The sequence below is a fragment of the Paraburkholderia sp. SG-MS1 genome, assembly GCF_012275575.1.
Classification (GTDB): Bacteria; Pseudomonadota; Gammaproteobacteria; order Burkholderiales; family Burkholderiaceae; genus Paraburkholderia.
The window spans coordinates 1-22,293 of record NZ_NPIH01000081.1; the positions used below are offsets into that span (position 1 = coordinate 1).

Consider the following 22,293-nt stretch of genomic DNA (forward strand, 5'->3'; position numbering starts at 1 on the left):
CGCCTCGGCCTGCCGGTCCAGCTCGACGGCAAGCCGTTGTACGTCGCACTGGACACCGGCACGCGAGGGGTGCGCATCCTGAAGTCGACGCTGCCGGGTTCGAACTACACGGGCGTCGGCGACGCCACGTCGCTGTCGTTCGCGAACGGCGCGGAAGTAGTGGGCGCCACGGTGACGCTACCGTTCAGCGTGGCCGGCACGAAGCCCGCGCCGATCGCCGCACAGGCCGTCGACGTGGTGCGCTGTCTGCCGGGCGCAAAGCGTTGCGTCGCGATGGACGGCTACACCGGCGAATTCGGTTGGGCGTTCTCCGGGATTGCCGGCATCGGCGCGGACCTGCCGGGCGATCACTGCTGCACGCAACCATTGCGCGCGTTGCCGGGCAACATCGGTCAACGCTATCTGGTGCGCTCGAACTTCGCGAAGCCTTACCTCGTGCTGAGTCCGTCGAATGCGATGACGAAGGACTACACGATGCTGCCGCTGGCCGCCTCGAAAGACGGCGCGACGCAATGGCCCACCGGCTGCGTGCGCGTCGCCGACAAGATGACCTTCTGCGCGCCACTCGTGTTCGCCACGGGCAGCTCCGGCATGATCCGCATCGAAACGGACAAGACGCCGAACTGGACCGGCGACGACGACGTCGGCAACGTGCTCAATCGCGGCAACTACGAGGCGGCGATCGGCGTAGGTTCATGGACGCACCACTATGAGAGTGCGCAAGTCACGATCGTCAAGGCGAAGCCGAACGCGAACCGCATCGTGTTGGGTTTGATGGCGATGCAGAACATCGACGTGCTGTTCGATTTCCAGCGCGGCCAGTTGGGTCTGCATGCGGCGAACGCAAGCGAAAGTTTCGCGCCGTGAGATGACGTGCGCGATAAAAAGGCCGTGCGGTTCAAACTGAACCGCACGGCCTTGTCACTTGTAGCGCGCTAAAACGAAACAGAATCAGCGAGCCGCCATACTCAATCGAGATCGAGCTGATTCACCCGCCAGATATTGCGCGCATATTCGCCGATCGTGCGGTCGGATGAAAACTGCCCCATCCCCGCGACATTCTCGATCGCGCTTTCGGTCCACGCACGCCTGTCGACGAAGCGCGCATCCACTTCTTCCTGCGCCTTCGCGAACGCGTCGAAGTCGGCCAGCACCATGTAGTGATCGCCCCAGTCGACCAGCGTGTGGAAGATATCCGAGAAGCGCAGCGGATCGTCCGGCGAAAAGAAGCCGCTGCGGATCTGGTCGAGCGCCATGCGCAACTCCGCGTTTTCCTCGTAGATGTGCCGCGGCCGGTAGCCGCTCGCGCGCAGGTCGTCCACCTCGTCGGCGGTATGGCCGAAAATGAAGATGTTCTCGCGCCCCACGGCGTCGCAGATCTCGATGTTCGCGCCGTCCATCGTGCCAATCGTCAACGCGCCGTTGAGCGCGAGCTTCATATTGCCAGTGCCGGACGCTTCGGTGCCGGCCATCGAAATCTGTTCGGACAGATCGGCCGCGGGAATAATCAGCTCGGCGACGCTCACGCCATAGTTCGGCACGAACACCACTTTCAGACGATCGCCGATCAGCGGATCGTGATTGACCTTCTCGCTGACGTCGCCGATCAGCTTGATGACGGTCTTCGCCATCCGGTACGCGGACGCCGCCTTACCCGCGAACATCACGACGCGCGGCACCCAGTCGCGCTCCGGATTCGCGCGAATCTGGTTGTAGCGCACGATCACATGCAGCACGTTCAGCAGTTGCCGCTTGTATTCGTGAATGCGCTTGACCTGCAGATCGAACAACGCGTCCGGATTGAAATGCTGTCTCGTATGCTGCGCGAGCCGTTGCACGAGCCGCAATTTGCTTTGCCGCTTGGCGTCGCGGAAAGCGTCGATGAAGCCGCTGTCGGTGCGCAGATTGCGCAACTGCTCCAGCTCGAACAGATTGCTGCGCCAATGCTTGCCGATCCGTTCGTCGATCAGCGAGGACAGCGACGGACTTGCTTGCGCGAGCCAGCGGCGCGGGGTGATGCCGTTGGTCACATTGGTGAAGCGATCCGGATAGATGCGCGCGAAGTCGGCGAAGATGTCGCGTGTCATCAGTTGCGAATGCAGCTTCGACACGCCGTTGACCTTGTGACTCGCGACGATCGCCAGATACGCCATGCGCACGCGCCGCTGCCCGTATTCATCCACGAGCGAAATGCGGCGGATCATCTCGGCATCATGCCCCGAGTGCTCGCTGACGTGCTTCAGAAACTGCGCGTTGATCTCGAAGATGATCTCGAGATGCCGCGGCAACAGACGCGCAAGCATCTCGACGTCCCACGTTTCGAGCGCCTCGGGCATCAGCGTGTGGTTCGTGTACGAGAAGATCTGCGTGACGTGTTTCCAGGCCTTGTCCCACGGCAGATGATGGACGTCGACCAGCAGACGCATCAGCTCGGGGATCGCCAGTACCGGGTGCGTGTCGTTCAGATGCACCGCGACTTTTTCCGAGAAGCGCCCGAACGTGCTGTGCGTGCGCTGATAGCGGCGAATCAGATCCTGCATGGTCGCCGATACGAAAAAGTATTCCTGGCGCAGCCGCAGTTCGCGGCCGGCGGGTGTGGAGTCGTCGGGATACAGCAGGCGCGAGACGTTCTCCGACATGTTCTTCGTGTCGACCGCGTTGCGGTAGTCGCCACGATTGAACGCGCCGAGATCCAGTTCATCGGTGGCGCGCGCCGACCACAACCGCAGCGTGTTGGTCGCGTCCGTCGCGTAGCCAGGAATGACGGTGTCGTAAGCAGTGGCGTTCACATGTTCGGTGTCGATCCACTCGACCTTTTCGCCGCGCTGCACCGTGCGCCCGCCGAAGTGAACCATGTACTTGATCTCGGGCCGCGGAAACTCCCACGGATTGCCGGCGCGCAGCCAGTAGTCCGGCGCTTCGACCTGCTCGCCGTTGACGATTTCCTGACGGAACATCCCGTACTCGTAGCGGATGCCGTAGCCGAAACCGGGAATGCCGAGCGTCGCCATCGAATCGAGAAAGCAGGCCGCGAGCCGGCCGAGACCACCGTTGCCTAGCGCGGCGTCGGGCTCGATATTGACCAGCGCTTCCATGTCGACGCCAAGGCTTGCGAGCGCTTCCTTCATCTGATCGTGAATGCCGAGCGCCAGCAATGCATTTGTAAAGGTCCGGCCGATCAGGAATTCCATCGACAGGTAGTAGACGCGTTTCACGTCCTGCTCGTATTGCAGGCGCGTGGTTTTCATCCAGCGCGCGACCAGCCGGTCGCGCACGGCGAGGGCTGCCGCATGCAGCCAGTCATGTGGATGCGCGGTGACGGCATCCTTGCCGACGCCGTACATCATGCGATTGGAAATTGAGCGCCGTAGCGCGTCGACGGTACTGTTGAGCTGGTCGAATTCCAGATCGACGGCTGTCATCGAAGCCTCCGGTTAAAAAAGACGCGGCATGCGCGGACCGCATAGGTGACGGACGGGAGGCGCGTGCCGGTCAGGCGGTTTAAGAAACAGAGTAGGACATTTTACGGCTGCCGCACACCGGCGAGCACGAGCGGTGAGTCACGCACGTGCCATGCCCGCGAGCACGGGCGCGTACAGGTCGTTGCGCGTAGATGCGGCGGCCCGCGCGCACGGGCGCGGTGCAAAGCGGCGCGTGGACGGCACTGCGGGCGTGCATTGCGTGCGCTGAATCCCGTCCCAGGCACGGTGGCGAGCCGCAGTGCGTATTGGATAGACGCGACTAGGCGGGCAATATCATTATTTTTTCGCCCCGTGACGCGCGAATGAACCGGTTCGATTGATTTCGTTTCGTGTCGAATCAGGCTGCCTTGTCTGCGGAACAGTGATGCGAGTCACGTGTGACAGGGTGCTGCGCGCGCCGGTTCGAAGGGGCTGATCGGGCCGGACAGTTAGTTGCGTTCAGGCGTTTCTCTCGCGGCCGTCCGGACCAAAGCGAGCCCTGTCCGACGCGCCAGCAGGAATTCGACGTCTCTGTAACAATCGCTACATTCCGCCGCGCGTTCCGCCTCTCGCCCTGTCGATCAGGCGACGCGCACGTCACTCCACGCAACCCTGCCGCTCGCGTCGTGCTCCCCAGAAGCCGCCGCATCGGCATGCACAACCGACGGGCCACGCCTTGTCCAACAAACCCAGCGCAACCGCCGCGCATCCTTTTCCGGCGGACGGTCCGATGTCCGCCGCCAACCGCCGCGCGATGGCCGCGATCATGCTCGCGGTCGCACTCGCCACGCTCGACACCGCGATCGCCAACACCGCGCTGCCCGCCATCGCCGCGGACCTGCATGCGGCGCCCGCGGCGTCGGTGTGGATCATCAACGCGTATCAGCTCGCGATGGTCGCGACGCTCCTGCCGCTTGCCGCGCTCGGCGATATCGTCGGGCATCGGCGCATTTATATCGGCGGCATTGCGCTGTTCACGCTGGCCTCGCTCGCGTGCTCGATGGCTTCGACGCTGCCCCTGCTCGCGGCCGCGCGCGTGCTGCAAGGGCTCGGCGCGAGCGCGATCATGAGCGTGAATACCGCGTTGATCCGCTATCTATATCCGCCGCACCGGCTCGGACGCGGTCTTGGCACCAATGCGCTGATCGTCGGCGTGTCGTTCGCGGTGGGGCCGACGGTGGCCTCCCTGATTCTGTCGGTGGCCGCGTGGCCGTGGCTGTTCGCGGTCAACGTGCCGCTCGGCGTGCTCGCGTTGGGCTTTGCATGGCCCGCGTTGCCGCACACCGGGCGCGGCAAGCACAATTTCGATCCGGTCGCGGCGCTGCTCAACGTCATCACCTTCGCCGCATTGATTTTCGCGCTCGGCGAGGCGGCCCAGCGCGCGTCGACGCAACTGGTGCTGAGCGCGGCGGCGATCGCGCTGGTCTTCGGCCTGCTGCTGGTTCGCCGTGAAGCGGGCCACCCCGCGCCGATGCTGCCGGTCGATCTGTTCAAGCGGCCGGTGTTCGCGTTGTCCGCGGTCACGGCCGTGTGCTCGTTCGCGGCGCAGGGCCTCGCGTTCGTTTCGCTGCCGTTCTACTTTGAGGACGTGCTGCATCGCAGCCAGGTCGAGACCGGCTTTCTGATGACGCCGTGGCCGGTAGTGGTCGCGTTGGCCGCGCCGCTCGCGGGCAGTCTGTCGGACCGCTATCCGCCGGGCCTGCTCGGTGCGATCGGGCTTGCGGTGATGTCGGCGGGGATGGCGTCGCTCGCATTGCTGCCGGTGCATCCGCATGTGCTCGACATCGGCATCCGGATGGCGATTTGCGGCGCGGGCTTCGGCTTCTTCCAGTCGCCGAATCTGAAGGCGTTGATGGCGAGCGCGCCGCCCGAGCGCAGCGGCGGCGCGAGCGGTATCGTCGCGACCGCGCGGCTGCTCGGGCAGACCACCGGCGCGGCGCTGGTCGCGTTGAGCTTCGGGATTGCCGGCCGGCATGGCCCGACGCTCGCGCTCAGCACCGGCGCGTTCTTCGCCGGCGCGGCGAGCCTCGCGAGCGGACTGCGGCTTTTGGCGCCGTCGCATCGCGCGGGTACCCACGTGAAGGCGTCGGCGAAATGAAAGAAGCGGACGCGCTGTGGACAGCGCGCCCGCTTCTTTGCATGCTTAACCTGTCCCGCTCAACGCGCCGCGAAATACCCCTTCACGGCAGCGATGAACGTGTCGATATCGGTGCGCGACACGTCCTTATGCGTGACGAAGCGCGACGCGTACAGCATCTGCGTGAGGATGCCGCGCTCCTTGAGCCACGCTTCGAGCGGCGCGCAGTGCTGCGGCGGAAACTGCGCGAACACCATGTTCGTCGCGACCGACTGCACCTTCACGTGTTCGATCGATTCCAGACCCGCGGCCAGATGCGCGGCGTTCGCGTGGTCGTCGGCGAGACGCTCGACGTTGTGATCCAGCGCATACAGGCACGCCGCCGCCAGCACGCCGGCCTGGCGCATGCCGCCGCCCAGCACCTTGCGCCAGCGGTGCGCCACGTCGATCAGCGCCTCGCTGCCGACCAGTACCGAGCCCACCGGCGCCCCCAGTCCCTTCGAAAAACAGATCGAGACGGAATCGAACGGCTCGCACAACGCCGCGACCGGCTTGCCCGACGCGACTGCCGCGTTGTAGACGCGCGCGCCGTCGAGGTGGGCCGCGAGGCCCCGCTGACGTGCAAGCTGCACCGCCTCGGCGACATAGCCAGCCGGCAGCACCTTGCCGCCGATGGTGTTTTCCAGCGCCAGCAAACGCGTGCGCGCGAAGTGGTTGTCGATGGGCTTGATCGCGGCGGCGATCTTCTCGAGCGGGATCGAACCGTCGGCGGCATTGTCGAGCGGCTGCGGCTGGATGCTGCCGAGCACCGCCGCGCCACCGCCTTCGTATTTGTACGTGTGCGCCAACTGGCCGACGATGTATTCGTCGCCGCGCGCGCAGTGCGCCATCAATGCCGCCAGATTGCTTTGCGTGCCGCTCGGGAAGAACAGGCCGGCCTCCTTGCCGGCGCGTTCGGCGACCGCGGCTTGCAGACGCAGCACGGTGGGGTCGTCGCCCCAGACGTCGTCGCCGACCTCGGCGGCCGACATGGCCGCGAGCATCGGCGGAGTCGGGCGGGTTACGGTATCGCTGCGCAAATCGATCATTGTGTGTCCCTGTGCGTGCATGAATGACAGCCGATGCCCGCCGGCGGCGCGCCCTTTAATCATGCGGCGAGGGAGCGCAGCGCTGGCGGGTGAGCCGTGTATTTTGCTTTTCGGTTTTTGTTTTGTCACTGGTGCAGCGCAGCACCGGCAGGGACAGGCGATGAACCGGGCGCGGCGACCCTCTCCATGGGATGCGAATGCAGCAAAGACGGCGCGCTCGCGCCCTCATGTTGCGCTAGGGATGCTCGACAGGACGCGTCGTCTCGCCCGCGCCCGAGCTTCCGTCCACCGCTGCGTGCGGATCGATCTCCGGTCCCATCGTGACGAGCACGCTGCAACCGACCCGATCCAGCAGCAGGCCGTCGCTCCTGCCGCCCCACCAGCGCGCGAGCCGGCTCGAACGACGGTGCCCGACGACGATCAGATCGACCTTCAGTTCGTTTGCCAGCAGCGGAATCTCCTCTAGCGGATCGCCGATGGCGAAATGCCCGCGCGCGATGATTCCGCGCGCGGCGAGTTTCTGCAACCCTTCGTCGAGCAAACTTCTGGCCGAATGGGTGATGAGATCGATTGGCACGGCGGAGGTAATGTCGGCGCCTTGCATCCACGCGGAATTGTTGAGGACGCAGAGGACGTGCACTTCCGCGTGAAGCTCCTGAGCCAGAGAAGCGCCGTCTTTCAGCGCGTGCTGCCCCTCCCGGGTTCCGTCGTAACAGAGAAGAATGCGGTTGAATGTCGGCATGTCATTTCTCCCTGTACTTTGCGTGTGCGAAACGCGGCGACACGGCAACCCGCTTCTCATACGACACAGCCGAAAACGGGTGCGCCACGCTCGGCGCCAACCGCTGCGTTGCCGCAATGGCAGCCCATTGACAGTTCATTGTATGTCACTTTATGACATATGAGCCGCCTCGCAGCTGAAGATCAAAACGGGTGCAAGAAAGCTCGGCCAGCAATGCTCAATTGTCATACCCCAAAGCGCGCATCGCTAGACTTGATCTGTAGGACGAAACAATATTGCCGCTCGTCATGAAACCGGTCCGGAGTCAGCTTTTATATCACAATGCAATATAATCACCGCCACAGAGCACTCGTGTCGCCAGGGTTTCCCCGGTAGTGCCGGGCCGCATCATCAACTCCTTTCCCCGTCCAGATCTTGATCCGCTCCATTGCCCTGCGCTGGCTTGCCAGCTTCATTCCCGCACCGGTCGCCGTGAAATGGCAGGAGCGCGCCCGCTCATGTCTCGGCGCGCTGATCGGCATCGCGTTCACCGGCGGCTCCATGTATCTGCTGCTGGGGCCGGCCGCGAACATCCCGCTGCTCGTCGCGCCGATGGGCGCATCCGCCGTGCTGTTGTTTGCCGTGCCGGCCAGTCCGCTCGCGCAGCCCTGGTCGATCATCGGCGGCAATCTGGTGTCGGCGACGATCGGCGTGACCTGTGCCCATGCAATCGCCGATCCGACCCTTGCCGCCGCGCTGGCGGTCGCATTGTCGATCGGCGGGATGTTTGCGTTGCGCTGCGTTCACCCGCCGTCGGGCGCGGTCGCATTGACGGCGGTGCTGGGTGGGCCGGCGATTCATGCGTTGGGCTACCGGTTCGTGCTGGAGCCGATCGCGGTCCAGTCGGTTGCGCTGCTCGCCGCGGCGCTCACCTATCACGCCGTCACTGGACATCGCTATCCGCACGCGGGGCGGCAGAACCGTAGCGCACCGGCCGACGACGCGTCGCGCGGCGGCTTCACCCGGGCGGATCTCGACACGGTGTTGAAGCGCCGCGGCGAAATGCTGGACATCGATCCGGACGACCTCGAATCGCTGCTACGCGAAACGCAGCTTCAGGCCTTCTCGCGCAGCTTCAACGAACTGAACTGCGAAGACATCATGTCCCGCCACGTGGTGACGGTCTGCGTGACCACGCGTGCGACGACTGCGTGGGGCCTGTTGAAACGCAACAAGGTCAAGGCGCTCCCCGTTATCGATGCCGCCGGGAACCTGATCGGCATCGTGACGCGAACCGACCTTGTCGATAAGCGGGTTTTCAGCAAATTCGCCCCGATCACCACACACATCGACGGCTGGCTGCGGGGCGACGCGCGCCGCCCTCCCACCGTCGGCAACGTGATGAGCACCGAGGTCCGCACCATCGCGGCCACGGCGCCGATCACCGACCTCGTGCCGATGTTCGCCCATCACGGCCACCACCACATTCCGGTGCTCGATGCCGCCGGGCATCTGATCGGCATGATTACGCAGGTGGACCTGATCTCCGGCCTCTACCGCCAAACCGTAATGAAGGCTCAGCAGACTGCCTGATGGCACCCGGCGAGCAGAATCAATACATCATTTTGTGATACATTCGGCGTTTTATCTGTATGCGCAGGCCCCCATGAAAGTACGGACTCGTGGACTGACCAAACCCGACTTCGAGCAGCTCTCGGAGTTTCGCTATCAGATGCGGCGCTTCGAGCGCTTTTCCGAACAGGCCGCACAGAGCGAGGGCATCACGCCGTTGCAGTATCTGTTGCTGCTGCATATCAAGGGGTACCCCGGGCGCGACTGGGCGAGCGTCGGCGAACTCGCCGAGCGGCTGCAGTCGCAGCATCACGGCGTCGTCGCGCTGGTGTCGCGCTGCGAGGCACTCAATCTGGTGCGCCGCCAGGTCAGCGAAACCGATCGCCGGCAGGTGGAAGTGCACCTTGAAAAAGCGGGCGAGCGCGTGCTTGCGAGACTCGCGGAACTGCACCGCGCCGAATTGAAATCGCTCGAGGGCGCTTTCCAGATTCCACAGATCGACTTCGACTAATCATGAGCATGGGTTCCCATAAGCGTGACTTTTCGGCCAACGCCCGGCTGCCTGGCATTTTTGCGCTGGCCGCGTGCATCGGCGTGGTCAGCACGCTGGCCGCATTCGTGTTGCTGAACCTGATTCATCTGTTCACCAATCTGTTCTTCTTCGGCACGCTGTCGTTCGCCGAACGTTCACCCGCCGAAAACACCCTCGGCCTTTGGGTGATGGGCGTGCCGGTGATCGGCGGCCTGATCGTCGGGCTGATGGCCCGTTACGGCTCCGAAAAAATCCGCGGGCACGGCATTCCCGAGGCGATCGAAGCGATCCTGTTCGGCAAGAGCAGGATGTCGCCGAAGGTGGCGGTGCTCAAGCCGCTGTCGTCAGGCATCGTGATCGGCAGCGGCGGCCCGTTCGGCGCGGAAGGTCCGATCATCATGACCGGCGGCGCACTCGGCTCGCTGATCGCGCAATGCGTGAAGGTCACGGCGGCGGAACGCAAGACGCTGCTGGTGGCGGGCGCCGCCGCCGGCATGACCGCGGTGTTCGGCACGCCGGTGGCGGCCGTGCTGCTCGCGGTCGAACTGCTGCTGTTCGAGTGGCGCCCGCGCAGCTTCCTGCCGGTGGCGGTGGCGTGTGCGGTCGCCGGTTTCGCCCGCGCGCTGTTCTTCGGTACGGGCCCGTTGTTCCCGCTCGAAACGGCCGCACCGGATGGCTGGTCGCTGTTGTCCTGCGTGATCGCCGGGTTGCTGTCAGGCGCGCTGGCCTCCGGACTTTCCGCCGCGCTGTACAAGACGGAAGACCTGTTCGGCAAACTGCCGATCCACTGGATGTGGTGGCCCGCGTTGGGCGGGATCGTGGTCGGCGTCGGCGGATGGCTCGAACCACGCGCACTCGGCGTCGGTTACGACGTGATCGGCGATCTGCTGCATCAGCACATCGCGTTGCAGGTCGCACTCCTGCTGCTAACGGTGAAGGCCGTCATGTGGGTCGTCGCGCTCGGGTCCGGCACCTCCGGCGGCGTGCTCGCGCCGCTGCTGATGCTCGGCGCCGGGCTCGGCGCAGTACTCTCGCACTGGCTGCCGGGCAACCAGCCGGCGTTGTGGCCGCTCGTTTGCATGGCCGCCACGCTCGGCGCCACACTCGGTGCGCCGTTGACCGCGATCGTGTTCGCGTTCGGTCTCACTCATGACAGCAATGCGCTACTGCCGCTCCTGACTGCGACGCTGATCGCGCACGGCTTTTCGACGGTCGTGATGCGCCGCTCGATCATGACCGAGAAAATCGCGCGCCGTGGTTACCACATCTATCGCGAGTATGGCGTCGATCCGCTCGAGCGTCATTACGTCGACGAAGTGATGACGACCACGGTCGAATCGATCGACGCAGACATGGTGGTCGGCGACGCGCTGTCGACGTTTTCCGGCGCCAGTCAACTGCGCCGGGCCTATCCCGTCGTCCGCGACGGCGCGGTGATCGGCGTGGCCGACCGCGCATTGCTCGAACGCTTCTGCGCTAAAGACAGTGAAGCGGAAGCGGCAAAGCGCACGCTCAAGCTCGCCGACATGTTCGACCAAACCATCCCCGCGTTTGCGTTGCCGTCGGAAACCTGCCGTCTCGTCGCGACGCGGCTGGCCGTGCACAATCTCGAACGATTGCCCGTGGTGGCCGATCACGAGAGCATGCGCCTCGTTGGCATCGTGTCGCGCAGCGATCTGATCAAACCGTCGCTCCGCCATTTCGAAGAAGAGCACAAACGGGAGCGTTTTCGCCGCCTGACACCGGCACGCGGCAAGCGGCGCTTTGCGCCGGTTCGCAAAGCGGGCTGAAAGAGGCGCATCGAAATCGCGGCTGTTTGCGCGGTGCGGCGCTACTTGCCCGCGCCCCGCTCGCTGACACAACTCAGCACGAGTGTGTCACCCCATTTCACTGCGGGACCGAGTGCGGCGGTATGAAACTCCGCACTGTCACAACGCCACTCGGCCACGAAGTCATTGCTGCATGCACCCGCCAAACGCCCTTCTCGCGGGGCGCGTGGCGAGTATTCGCACGTCGTCCGGCCGTTACATCGATGCGCTACGTCACGAGTGACATTGCCGTGTAGCGCTCCGCAGTTCTGGCCATACGAGCCCGATACGATGTTGATCGTTCGCCCTTGCGCTTTCGCTTCCAGGCTTGCAGCCAGAACGAAGCCAACCGACACGGCCAACACGGCCAACACGCAGCGAATGCTTCGGCCGGGGCAGATCTTTTTTCCGATCCAATACTTAGGGACGCTGATCATTTGCCGCCTCCCTGCAATTCACATTGCGAACCGCGCCAGTGCCAGATCGCGCCACGCGCAAGCCGGACTGCGACAGCTTAGCCACCTGTTTTCGGCAGCCAGGCGAGCGGGTCGACGGGCTGCCCGTTGTAGCGGACTTCGAACTGGATCGACGCGACGCCGCGGCTGTCTACCCCCACCTCGCCAATGGTCTGCCCTTGTGCGACCGCGTCGCCTTCCTTCACGAGCAGCGTGCTGTTCTGACCGTACGCGGTGATCAGCGAGTCGTCATGCTTGATGATGATGAGCGGACCGTACGCCTCAATACCGGAGCCTGCGTAGACCACACGGCCGGTCGCAGCAGCTTTGACCGGATCGCCGGGGCGCCCGCCGATCACGATGCCGTTCGACTTGCCCTGCGCGAAGGCTTTCAGGATCGGCCCGCGCAGCGGCCACTGCAGCACGCCCTGCTGGGGACCGGCGGAAGCGGTAGGCGCAGCGGGCGCCGCACCCGGTGCGGCCGGGGTAACGCCGACCGGCGGCGTCACGACACTGCCGGAGGCCATCGGCGGAGACACACGCAATACCTGACCCGGCGTGACCGCGGAGTTGACCGCAAGCCCGTTCCACGCGGCGATCTCCTGCGCCGTGCGGCCATACGCCGACGCGATACCGCCGATCGTATCGCCCGCATTGACCCGGTAGAAACCGGCTGGAACCGGCACCGTGCTGAGGGTGGTGGGGCTGGACGGCGCGCTGCTGTAGAACGGCGTGCTCTCCCACGGCATCGACGTGCAGCCGCTGAACGTCACGCCGAGCGCGGCCACTGTCAGCCAGCGCGTCCCCGCCAATTGCCATTGTCTTGTCATTTGATTTTCCTCGACACCTGTTTCAATCGGATTCAATCGACGCACAAGCATTTACCGTGCCGCCGTGTCCGGGACCGGCGCGGCAATGGCTCTCCATTATGCCGCCAGGCCCACGGGCGACGGTGTGGGCATCGCCTCAAACCGGCCGAAGTGCGTTCAGACGCTGCCTTGCGCTTCGACCACCAGGATGCGCGCCGCGCCAATCGGATGAGCCACGTGCTCGGTGCCCACCGACGCGTAAAACACATCGCCCGTTTCCAGCACCGCCGAGCGCTCGACGCCGTCCTCGCGATAGCGCATCTCGACGCGGCCATCGAGCACGGCGAACACTTCCTCGCCATCGTTGACGTGCCACTTGTACGGCTGATCGGTCCAATGCAGACGCGTCGTGATGCCGTTCATGCTGGCGATGTCGAGCGCGCCCCAGGGACGCGTCGCGGTAAAGCTCTTGCTGCGGATGATCTTCATGGGCGCAGGGGTAGTTGAGAAAAACGGACGCCGGCGGGCGATTCCCCGGCGTGCATGGTGCAGCCGTGCAAGCCGGCGCAGCAGGTTTTCGACTGGCCCCATTATAGGGCGGACGGCGGGCCGGACGGCGGGCCGGACCGGACCAGCGCCGTGCGCCTAAGGTCGCCTGCCCGATTCGTGTGATTATTGAAACCTTTGAGGCCTCGCCTATACTCCCTCAAGCTGCGCGGAACATACCCTACGTCTACGTCTGGATCCTGCGAGGAACGGAGCATGAACAAAGCCACCTTTCTGGCTGTGCAACTCAACGTCGACGACGTTGCGGCGTCGCCGGGTCTGGTCGAGTTGCTGAACACGCACCTCGTTTTCGCCGCCGACGTGGCCGAAGCGGCGGACGCCCTCGTGCAACTGGCCAGCATCGCGGGGCTGTCGAGCGGCGTCGAAGCCAGCGTCGAGATTCCGGCGTTGGCGATCGAGCGGCTGCGCGAGGCGCTGGATAACCTGAGCGGCTACGACGAATCCTGGCTGCTCGCCCTCGAACCCAGCCGTGCGCTCTTCGATGAAATAGGCCGCCGGCATCGTTCGTTGCATTAGCGGCGGTTGTGGAGTGCCTGTCGGTCTCGCGCCGTCGCTCGCTTCGCTAGCACCGCGGTAGGAGCGCTGCGGCGCAGGCATAGGTGGGCCACACGCGTTGGTCGGTGCAATGGCTCGGTCTGGCCAGGAGTGACGCCTTTAACGAATCGCCGATAGTCGCGTTGGAGCCGCGACGGAGACTGACCCGCCGTGAACGACAAAACGCCATCCGGCAAACCGGATGGCGTTTTTTATTGCTCGCCGTCTTATCGATCGGGCGGCGCCTTCATCAGCTTCGGCGCAACTTAGTTGCCGAAGTAGACCGAGTTGCGGTCGGTGTTGCTCACCGGACGGCCGGCTTGCGAGGTGCCAGCCATCGGCGCGCCGTAACCGCTGTTCGCAGCTTGGGCCGTACCGTTTCGTGCATCAACGCGCGCTTGCGCAGCCTGGATGCTCGCCGGGTAAGCGAAGTTGTCGTTCGACGGGTTGTAGCCGGCCTTTTCGAGCTGCACCAGTTCAGCGCGAACCTGAGCGCGGGTCACCGGCTGATTCGATTGGGCGAACGATGCCACAGGAGCAACCAGAGCGGCGGCGACGACAACTGCAGAGATCAGGGTCTTCATGATTAAACCTCCATAACTTGTTGTGTAGTGCGCTCAGGGTTGTTCTCCTGCAGCGCTTGAGTACAAGTTTAGGAGCGTTAACACCTAGGGTAAACACCTAAGACGACGAAACACTATTGCTTTTCTCGCAAAAGTGTTGAAACTGATAAGCACCATACGAAATGGTTCGGCGAATTCCGGCAACAATATGGTGCCGCGGATTCGACGACGAAGCGACCGCGCCGCCGCCCGGCGACGACCGCGCGGCAGGTCGCGATTCGAACGATCAGCTCCAGTTCGCGTGGAAGCTGCCCGGCTTGTCCGTGCGCTCGAACGTATGCGCACCGAAGAAGTCGCGCTGCGCCTGCACGAGGTTCGCCGGCAGGCGTTCCGAGCGATAGGCGTCGAAGTACGCCACGGCCGACGCGAAAGCCGGCACCGGCACACCCGCATTGATTGCGGCCACCACGACCTCGCGCAACGCCGACTGATAGTTCTTCGCGATGTCACGGAAGTACGGATCGAGCAGAAGATTCGCTATCGCTTTGTCCTTCGAGTAGGCGTCCGTGATTTTCTGCAGGAAGCGGGCGCGGATAATGCACCCGGCGCGGAAGATCTTCGCGATCGTGCCGAAATCGAGGTCCCACTTGTACTCTTCCGATGCCGCGCGCAGTTGTGCGAAGCCTTGCGCGTAGGAAATCACCTTACTGAAGTACAGCGCGCGGCGCACCGCTTCGATGAGCGCCTCGCGCTTGCCACCTTCGAGCGGCTTCACCTGCGGCCCCTCCAGCACCTTGCTCGCGGCCACGCGCTGATCCTTCAACGACGACAGCACGCGCGCGAACACGGCTTCGGTGATCAGCGGCAGCGGCGCGCCGAGGTCGAGCGCGTTCTGGCTGGTCCACTTGCCGGTGCCCTTCTGCGCGGCGCGGTCGAGAATCACGTCGACCAGATCCTTACCGGTTTCCTCGTCCTTCTTGCTAAAGATCTTCGAGGTGATTTCGATCAGATAGCTGTCGAGTTCGCCCTGATTCCACTCGGTGTAGACCTTGCCCAGCTCTTCGTTCGACAAGCCGACGACCTGTTTGAGCACCGCATAACTTTCGGCAATCAGCTGCATGTCGCCATATTCGATGCCGTTGTGCACCATCTTCACGAAGTGGCCCGCGCCGTCCGGACCCATGTAGGCGACGCACGGCTCACCATCCGGCGCCTTCGCGGCGATCTCGGTGAGAATGGGGGCGACCAGATCGTACGCTTCGCGCTGGCCGCCTGGCATGATCGACGGGCCTTTCAGCGCGCCTTCCTCACCGCCGGACACGCCGGTGCCGATGAAGTGCAGACCGGCTTTCGCGAGCTCCTGATTGCGGCGGATCGTGTCGGTGAAGTGCGTGTTGCCGCCGTCGATCAGAATGTCGCCCTTGTCGAGCAGCGGCTTGAGCGAGGCAATGGTGGCGTCGGTGCCCTCGCCAGCCTTGACCATCAGCAGAATACGGCGCGGCTTTTCCAGCGATTCCACGAAGTCTTCCAGCGTGAAGGCCGGCACCAGCTTCTTGTCCGGATATTCGGCGATGAGTTCGTCGGTTTTCTCGCGGCTACGGTTGTACACCGACACCGCGTGGCCGCGGCTCTCGATGTTGAGCGCCAGATTGCGGCCCATGACCGCCAGCCCCACCACGCCGATTGCCTGTTTGCCCATGTGAATTCTCCAGAGTCCAAAAATGTCGTGACGCTGCGCCGGAAGGAAGGTCGGCGCGGCGTCGAGGGTGAAAGAATAAAAGAAATGCGCACTTGCCGCTCGTTGGCGGGCAACGGGCGGTGTTTTCCACCGCATGCGGCCGGCCCGGCGCCGCTTCAGGATCTGCTTCGTGGCCGCCCTTCATGACGCCTCGATGCGCGCGGCCACGTTGCGGCGACTCATGAAGCGGGCCGGTTTCCGCCCGCGAAAAAACCGTTTGCCGGGGTCGCGCCATGGCCGGACCCGACGTTCGTCAGACCTGCGCCGCGCCCGGGCGTTTCCTGAACACCAGACTGAAATTGTTGGCCGGCATCGCGATCGGCTCGTCGCACACGAGCCCCACCGACGCACCCAACGCAATCACGGATTCCATGTCGCGCACGCCCCACTCGGGGTCGCGGCTGCGCAATTGCTGATCGAACGCGTCGTTGCTCGGCGCCGTATGCGCCCCCCCGCGTTTGTACGGACCATACAGATACAGTACACCGCCATCGACGAGACGACGGCTCGCGCCGGCGAACAGCGCCTCGGCCGCACTCCACGGCGAGATGTGAATCATGTTGATGCAGACCACCGCGTCGAGCGCAGCATCCACGCCCCAGTCCGGCTGGTGCACGTCCAGAGCGAGCGGCGCGCGTACATTGCGCAGACCCTCGTGCGCGATCCACGCGGCAATCGACGCGCGCGCGTCGGCGTCGACGTCGCTCGGCTGCCAGTCCAGCCCGGGTAGCGCGCCGGCGAAGCACATCGCGTGCTGGCCCGTGCCACTCGCGATTTCGAGCACGCGGCCAGTGGCCGGCAGCGCGTCGCGCAGCACGGCGAGGATCGGTTCGCGATTGCGCTCCGCAGAAGGCGAACGTTGCCGCAGCGCCGGGTGGGAATCAGTCATGGTTGGCTTGTGTGTCAATAGAGGGTCGTGCGCACGCGCTCGGCGAACTCACGGTCGTAGGTGGCCGCGTCGAAGCCCGCGCCGTTCAGGCGCCGATGAATCTCGCCCGCGCTCGGCAGTTGCGAGCGTTCGACGTGCCGCGCCGGGTCCCACAGTTTCGAACGCACGAGCGCCTTCGAGCAGTGAAAATATACCGAGTCGACGTCGATCAGCAGCACGGTGCGCGGCAGTTTACCTTCGACGGCGAAACTGTCCAGCCATTCGGAATCGCTGGTAATCCGCCCGCGGCCATTCACGCGCAAGCTTTCGCCGACGCCGGGGATGATGAACAGCAGCGCCAGTCGTGGCTCGACGATGATATTGCGCAGACTGTCGAGGCGATTGTTGCCGATGCGGTCCGGCAACGCGAGCGTGCGTTCGTCGACGACCCGCACGAAGCCCGGCGCGTCGCCGCGCGGCGAACAGTCGAGGCCGTCCGGACCGGCAGTGGCCAGCACGGCGAACGGCGCGACTTCGATGAACGCGCGATAGTCTTCATTGACGTACGCGATCTCCTTGCGCAGCGCGCGCTCGTGCGGCTGGCCGTAGAGGGCTTCGAGCTGTTCGATCCTGGTCAACATCGGCGTTTCCTTTCGAGTTGCGTGTGATATTCGAGCAACGCGCGCGCGGCAGAAGCGAAGCGGTTTGGGGGCGTCCCAATGGCTGAATCACCCCGCACGCCGCCGGTCCTCGAACGCCCCGGCTCAATCCTCAAGCGCCAGCCGGCCGGCCAGCGCACTCAGCGTGTCCCCGCACGGCGCGGCGAGCTTCAACGACAGCAACGGATCGGCGCGCGTGCGCCCGAGATTGATCGCGGCAATCGGCTTGCCCTGCCTCTGCGCCCACACGCAGAAGCGATAACCGGAATACACCATCAGCGACGAGCCGGCCACGAGCACCGCATCCGCCGCGTCGAGCGCATGCGAGGCCGCTTCGACGCGCTCCTTCGGCACGCTTTCGCCGAAGAACACCACGGCCGGCTTCAGCAGACCACCACAGTTCGGGCACGCCGGAATGCGGAAGCCGCCGAGATCATGCCATTCGAGATGCGCGTCGCCATCGGCGGCGGTTTCGGCGGTCACGTCCAGCAGCGCGGGATTGTTCGCTTCCAGCGTGTGCTGGATCGACGCGCGCGCATGCTGCGTCCCGCAATCGAGACACGTCACGCCGTCGATGCCGCCATGCAGTTCGATCACCGCGCGGCTGCCCGCGCGCTGATGCAGGCCGTCGACATTCTGCGTCACCAGCGTCGGCACATGGCCGGCCGCTTCGAGCCGGGCCAGCGCGGTATGCGCGGCGTTCGGCTGCGCCCGCGCGAGCACCGGCCAGCCGACCATGCTGCGCGCCCAGTAGCGCTGACGCATCGCGAGCGTGCCGAGGAACTCCTGCAGCGTGATCGGCGGCGAGCGCTTCCACTCGCCGTTGTCGTCGCGATAGCCGGGGATTCCCGAGTCGGTGCTCATGCCCGCGCCGGTCAGCACGAACAGGCGCGGATAACGCTGCACGAAGCGATGCAGGTCGTCGAGCGAGTGCGAGTCAGGCAAGGGTTCGAGAGGCGCGGGCTGAAGATCGGTCATGACGGAGCACGGTGAAGACTGCGGCCTGGATGTGAAACCTTGCATGCCGTTCAACGAGGCGGGCGCGGCCTGGTTTGCCGCGCGGGTGTCGCGTGTCGCGCCTGCCACTCGGCGAGCGCGGTGCGATAGCGCGCGAGCGCTTCGTCGTAAAGATCGAAAATACAGGGACTACAGCCGCTATGACAGCAGTCGTCGAGATCGGGCTGCGCAGGCGGCAACGGCTGCGGGTCGTCGCTGGGTATGGCTCGGGGCACGGCGAATCGCGTTCCGTGAAAGACAGGAAGCGCCCAGTATAAGTTGATCCCGCATAGCGCGCTGCCTCCGCGCGCACGCTCAGCCCCGGCCCACGAACGGCATCTTGCTTGCCATGATGGTCATGAACTGCACGTTCGCCGACAGCGGCAACCCGGCCATGTGCAGCACCGCGTCCGCGACGTGCCGCACGTCCATCAGCGGCTCGACGGCGATTTCGCCGTTGGCTTGCCGCACGCCGCGCGCCATCCGCGCGGCCATTTCGGTTTCCGCATTGCCGATGTCGATCTGCCCGCACACGATGTCGTACTGACGGCCGTCGAGCGACACGGCTTTCGTGAGGCCGGTGATCGCGTGTTTGGTGGCCGTATAGCCCACGCTGTTCGGCCGCGGCGCATGCGCGGAAATCGAGCCGTTGTTGATGATGCGGCCGCCACGCGGGCTCTGCGTTTTCATCAGGCCGAAGGCGGCCCGCGTACAGAGGAACACGCCGGTGAGATTGGTGTCGACGATGGAGCGCCATTCGTCGATATCGAGTTGATCGATATCGACGGGCGAGCCGTTGCGTCCCGCGTTGTTGAACAGCACGTCGAGCCGGCCGAAACGCTCGCGGATCTGATCGAATAGCGCCGCGACGCTGGCGGCATCCGTCACGTCGCAGGCGACGGCGAGCGCTTCGCCGTTCAGGTGTTGTGCTTCCTGCGCCACGGCATCGAGCGCCGCCTGGCGGCGCCCGGCCAGCACCACGTGATAACCGTGTTCGAGCAGCCTGAGCGCACATGCGCGTCCGATGCCACTGCCTGCGCCCGTTACCAGCGCGATCTTTCTGATTTCTGTTTCCATCACTGTGTGTCTCCTGTCGACCTCGATGCTCACAAGCGCGCGCACTCGCGGCGCACACGCAAGCGCGCCGCCCCGGCACCATACCGCAGCGGATTGCCAATCACAAACGCCCCTCCACGGTCGCCTCGTCTTTCATCGTGCTTTCATTTGCAACCATTCCTGACACCCGCGCGTCACACCGAGCATCAATGGTATCTTTCGCGGCTGCGCGTGATGCGCAGGATTCATGGCCTTCCCGGACGGAAGAAGGCAGACAGGAAGCACGCTTTGATGAACGAATTCTCCACGACGCCGCACGGCGCCCAGCCCGCGCCGCCGCGCCGCTGGCCGCTAACCGGCTATCCCGCGATGCTCACCGCGACCGCCGCATGGCACGTCATCGTGCTGGCCGGCTGGCTGCTGGCGCCCGCCGCGTGGCTCTGGTGGCTCACCGCGATCTTCGTGAACCACGCCATTTTCACGGTGACCGGCCTGCTGCCGCGCACTTCGCTGCTGGGTCCGAACTGGACGCGCCTGCCGGCAGGCGCGCGCAACGCGGACGCCATCGCGCTGACCATCGACGACGGCCCCGATCCCGTCGTCACACCGCAAGTGCTCGATCTGCTCGACACGTTCGGCGTGCGCGCCACGTTCTTCTGCATCGGCGCGAACGTGCAGCGCTATCCGGCGCTCGCCCGCGATATCGTCGCGCGAGGCCATGCGCTCGAAAATCATTCGCAGGTACACGTGCACACTTTTTCCGTGACGTTGCCAGGCGCGCTCACGCGTGAGATCGACGCCGCGCAACGCACGTTCGAAGCAGTGTGCGGCGAGCGGCCGATGTTTTTCCGCGCCCCCGCGGGCTTGCGCAACATCTTTCTCGAACCCGTGCTGCGCAAGCTCGACTTGCGGCTGGCGGCATGGACGCGGCGCGGCTACGACACGCGCGAGCGCGATCCCCGCGTGGTCGCGCGACGGCTGCTCGACGGTCTCGCGGCGCGCGACATTCTGCTGCTGCACGACGGCAATGCTGCGCTCACGACCGAAGGCACGCCGCTGATTCTCGCGGTGCTGCCGAAGGTGATCGAGGCGGCGCGGCAAAAACAGTTGCGCTTCGTTACGTTGAGAGAAGCGCGCATCGATGCGTGAAGCGGGCGGGTGGTGGAGCAACCTGCATCCGCCCCACTCCCTTCATCCTCCAAAATCCGCCGCCATATCCTCATCCGTACGCGCCTCCAGTTCACCGCTGCGGCACGCCTTGAGAAACACGTCATAGTCGCGTTCCACCTGGTCCGCGTAGCTCGTCGCGTAGCCGGTCAGCGCTTCCGCGAACTGATCGCCTCGGCCGATATACGCGCTCACCTCGATCGCCTGGCCGCTCGCCTTTGCATGCGCGCGCACCATGATCCAGCCGCATAGTCGCGCATAGCCTTCCAGCAGATCGTTATCGAACAGGTCGAGATTCGCCGACAGCTTCATCTCGCGCAGTTGACGAAAATAGAAATGCCGGCCGAGCGGACCCGTGGCCCAGCCCAGAAAGATGTCGCTCGTAGCCTGCAACATGCGCTGCCCCTGCACGACGCGCTCGCCCTCGTGCGCGAGCGGCCGTGACGTATGAAACCGCGCGATCACCGACGGCCGCGCCTCTTTCATTTGCAGGAGCAGCGGCCTGCCCATGTGATCGACCAGCAGCAGCGCGAGGCAACGCGTACCGACGCCGCCCACGCCCACTACCCTGAACACGATGTCCTGCACGGAGAAATGATTCAGCAGCTCACGCCGGTCGTGCGGCATCGTCTTCAGGTACTCGCCCCACATGCGTTCGAGCAGCTTGCGCCAGTGGACGCCACCGTACATCTCGGTCTCTTCCTGCGTGAACAGCGTGTGGGTGCCGTGCACGTGAAAGAGCGCCGGTGGCGCGTCGCGAATGGTCCAGTGATCGCCTGCATATATAGCCATTTTTTCGAGCGCGCTTTCGTGTGTTCGCGCGGCCGCCTTTTCCATGCCGCGCCGCACACTGCGCCGCCGCTCGGGTGACAGCGTGGTTTCCGCCATGCGGTCGAACGTGATGCGGTCGTACCAAAGTTCGAGCGCACCCAATTGCGCGTAGTGCGCCATGCGGTCGCGATACTCCCGTACGGCGGTCATCACGAGGTGCTCGGCGGTGCCGCGGCTCAGCCGCATATGACGCGCGGCCACCACGAGGCTCGCGCTGAGGCGTTTCAAGTCCCATTCGAACGGGCCGACCGACGCTTCATCGAAGTCGTTCAGGTCGAACACAAGTTGCCGCTCGGGCGTGGTGAAGCCACCGAAATTCATCAGATGGCCGTCGCCGCAGATCGGAATGGTCAGGCCGCTGTCGTGAACCTTGCTGAGATCGTGCGCGTGCAACAGCGCGGCGCCGCGAAAAAACGCAAACGGCGATGCCGCCATGCGCCCATGGCGCAGCGGCACGAGACGCCCGACCCGGCCTTCGCTGCTCTGCTTCAACAGGTCGATCGGGTTGCGATGCAGTTCGCCTACTGTGCGATGGCTCGAACGTTTCGACTGCTCACGGGCGGCACGGCCACGGGCCTCCCGTTCAGCGATGGTGCTGGCTTTCATGCGCTTCTCCGTTTTGGGCGAGTCTTGACCGGCGGTTCCTGAGACTTCTTTTACTGGCACGACAAAAGCAAAACATCAGGGGCGCGAGGCGTCGTCGAACGGAGTCCTTCGCGGGAATCGCCTTCGAACTTCGAACTTCGAACTTCGAACTTCGAACCGCGATCATAACGGCCGGCGACAGGCGA

The 22,293-nt window shown here is 64.7% G+C and carries 20 protein-coding genes; 7 read left to right on the top strand and 13 right to left on the bottom strand.

Going from position 1 to position 22,293, the window contains the following annotated elements; all coding sequences use genetic code 11:
* Positions 1–867: hypothetical protein (locus CIC12_RS05285; RefSeq protein WP_168662831.1), on the top strand; the 867-nt coding region annotated here is incomplete at its 5' end.
* 101 nt (positions 868–968) lie between these two features.
* Here CIC12_RS05285 and CIC12_RS05290 read toward each other — a convergent pair.
* On the bottom strand, positions 969–3,422 hold the full coding sequence (locus tag CIC12_RS05290; protein ID WP_168662833.1) for a glycogen/starch/alpha-glucan phosphorylase: 2,454 nt from the start codon (positions 3,420–3,422) through the stop codon (positions 969–971).
* A 769-nt stretch (positions 3,423–4,191) separates the two neighbouring features.
* On the opposite strand from CIC12_RS05290, the gene CIC12_RS05295 reads away from it, so the two are divergent.
* Positions 4,192–5,559, top strand: coding sequence for an MFS transporter (locus tag CIC12_RS05295; RefSeq protein ID WP_174771924.1), 1,368 nt, complete (start codon positions 4,192–4,194; stop codon positions 5,557–5,559).
* 59 nt (positions 5,560–5,618) lie between these two features.
* Here CIC12_RS05295 and ltaE read toward each other — a convergent pair whose 3' ends face one another.
* The gene (gene ltaE / locus CIC12_RS05300) at positions 5,619–6,626 is read right to left on the bottom strand and encodes a low-specificity L-threonine aldolase (protein WP_168662836.1); all 1,008 of its coding nucleotides are present in this window, start codon (positions 6,624–6,626) and stop codon (positions 5,619–5,621) included.
* 235 nt (positions 6,627–6,861) lie between these two features.
* Positions 6,862–7,368, bottom strand: coding sequence for a universal stress protein (locus CIC12_RS05305; protein ID WP_168662838.1), 507 nt, complete (start codon positions 7,366–7,368; stop codon positions 6,862–6,864).
* A 414-nt stretch (positions 7,369–7,782) separates the two neighbouring features.
* On the opposite strand from CIC12_RS05305, the gene CIC12_RS05310 reads away from it, so the two are divergent.
* The 3 genes from CIC12_RS05310 (at position 7,783) to CIC12_RS05320 (ending at position 11,241) form a co-directional block, all read left to right on the top strand.
* The gene (locus tag CIC12_RS05310; protein ID WP_174771925.1) at positions 7,783–8,940 is read left to right on the top strand and encodes an HPP family protein; all 1,158 of its coding nucleotides are present in this window, start codon (positions 7,783–7,785) and stop codon (positions 8,938–8,940) included.
* A gap of 73 nt (positions 8,941–9,013) precedes the next feature.
* Positions 9,014–9,430, top strand: a complete 417-nt coding sequence (locus tag CIC12_RS05315) for a MarR family winged helix-turn-helix transcriptional regulator (protein WP_168662840.1) — start codon at positions 9,014–9,016, stop codon at positions 9,428–9,430.
* A 2-nt stretch (positions 9,431–9,432) separates the two neighbouring features.
* Positions 9,433–11,241: a chloride channel protein gene (locus CIC12_RS05320; RefSeq protein ID WP_168662842.1), complete on the top strand. Its 1,809-nt coding sequence runs from the start codon at positions 9,433–9,435 to the stop codon at positions 11,239–11,241.
* Positions 11,242–11,773: 532 nt separating this feature from the next.
* Here the strand turns inward: CIC12_RS05320 and CIC12_RS05325 are convergent.
* A complete protein-coding gene (locus CIC12_RS05325) occupies positions 11,774–12,544 on the bottom strand; it encodes a peptidoglycan DD-metalloendopeptidase family protein (RefSeq protein WP_168662844.1) in 771 nt (256 codons plus the stop codon).
* Positions 12,545–12,700: 156 nt separating this feature from the next.
* Positions 12,701–13,012 (bottom strand): cupin domain-containing protein, encoded by a 312-nt coding sequence (locus tag CIC12_RS05330; RefSeq protein ID WP_168662846.1) that lies wholly within the window; start codon positions 13,010–13,012, stop codon positions 12,701–12,703.
* Positions 13,013–13,285: 273 nt separating this feature from the next.
* Here CIC12_RS05330 and CIC12_RS05335 point away from each other — a divergent pair, with 273 nt between their 5' ends.
* Positions 13,286–13,606, top strand: coding sequence for a hypothetical protein (locus tag CIC12_RS05335; RefSeq protein ID WP_035555954.1), 321 nt, complete (start codon positions 13,286–13,288; stop codon positions 13,604–13,606).
* 284 nt (positions 13,607–13,890) lie between these two features.
* On the opposite strand, the gene CIC12_RS05340 is transcribed toward CIC12_RS05335, so the two are convergent.
* The 7 genes from CIC12_RS05340 to CIC12_RS05370 form a co-directional block, all read right to left on the bottom strand.
* Positions 13,891–14,208: a DUF4148 domain-containing protein gene (locus tag CIC12_RS05340; protein ID WP_168662848.1), complete on the bottom strand. Its 318-nt coding sequence runs from the start codon at positions 14,206–14,208 to the stop codon at positions 13,891–13,893.
* Positions 14,209–14,473: 265 nt separating this feature from the next.
* On the bottom strand, positions 14,474–15,886 hold the full coding sequence (gndA, locus tag CIC12_RS05345; RefSeq protein ID WP_168662850.1) for an NADP-dependent phosphogluconate dehydrogenase: 1,413 nt from the start codon (positions 15,884–15,886) through the stop codon (positions 14,474–14,476).
* 292 nt (positions 15,887–16,178) lie between these two features.
* Positions 16,179–16,814: a DUF938 domain-containing protein gene (locus CIC12_RS05350; RefSeq protein WP_168662852.1), complete on the bottom strand. Its 636-nt coding sequence runs from the start codon at positions 16,812–16,814 to the stop codon at positions 16,179–16,181.
* A gap of 14 nt (positions 16,815–16,828) precedes the next feature.
* Positions 16,829–17,434 carry a pyridoxamine 5'-phosphate oxidase family protein gene (locus tag CIC12_RS05355; RefSeq protein WP_168662854.1) on the bottom strand — a complete coding sequence of 202 codons (606 nt, stop codon included), beginning with the start codon at positions 17,432–17,434 and terminating at the stop codon, positions 16,829–16,831.
* Between the two features lie 123 nt (positions 17,435–17,557).
* Complete coding sequence (locus CIC12_RS05360; protein WP_168662856.1) at positions 17,558–18,430, bottom strand: NAD-dependent protein deacetylase; 873 nt, start codon at positions 18,428–18,430, stop codon at positions 17,558–17,560.
* A 50-nt stretch (positions 18,431–18,480) separates the two neighbouring features.
* Positions 18,481–18,684 (bottom strand): oxidoreductase-like domain-containing protein, encoded by a 204-nt coding sequence (locus tag CIC12_RS05365; protein ID WP_168662858.1) that lies wholly within the window; start codon positions 18,682–18,684, stop codon positions 18,481–18,483.
* Positions 18,685–18,763: 79 nt separating this feature from the next.
* The gene (locus CIC12_RS05370; protein WP_168662860.1) at positions 18,764–19,525 is read right to left on the bottom strand and encodes an SDR family oxidoreductase; all 762 of its coding nucleotides are present in this window, start codon (positions 19,523–19,525) and stop codon (positions 18,764–18,766) included.
* Positions 19,526–19,795: 270 nt separating this feature from the next.
* Between CIC12_RS05370 and CIC12_RS05375 the strand changes: the two genes are divergently transcribed.
* Positions 19,796–20,653 carry a polysaccharide deacetylase family protein gene (locus tag CIC12_RS05375; protein ID WP_168662862.1) on the top strand — a complete coding sequence of 286 codons (858 nt, stop codon included), beginning with the start codon at positions 19,796–19,798 and terminating at the stop codon, positions 20,651–20,653.
* A 42-nt stretch (positions 20,654–20,695) separates the two neighbouring features.
* On the opposite strand, the gene CIC12_RS05380 is transcribed toward CIC12_RS05375, so the two are convergent.
* Positions 20,696–22,108 (bottom strand): DUF2252 domain-containing protein, encoded by a 1,413-nt coding sequence (locus tag CIC12_RS05380; RefSeq protein WP_168662864.1) that lies wholly within the window; start codon positions 22,106–22,108, stop codon positions 20,696–20,698.
* Positions 22,109–22,293 lie beyond the last annotated feature (185 nt).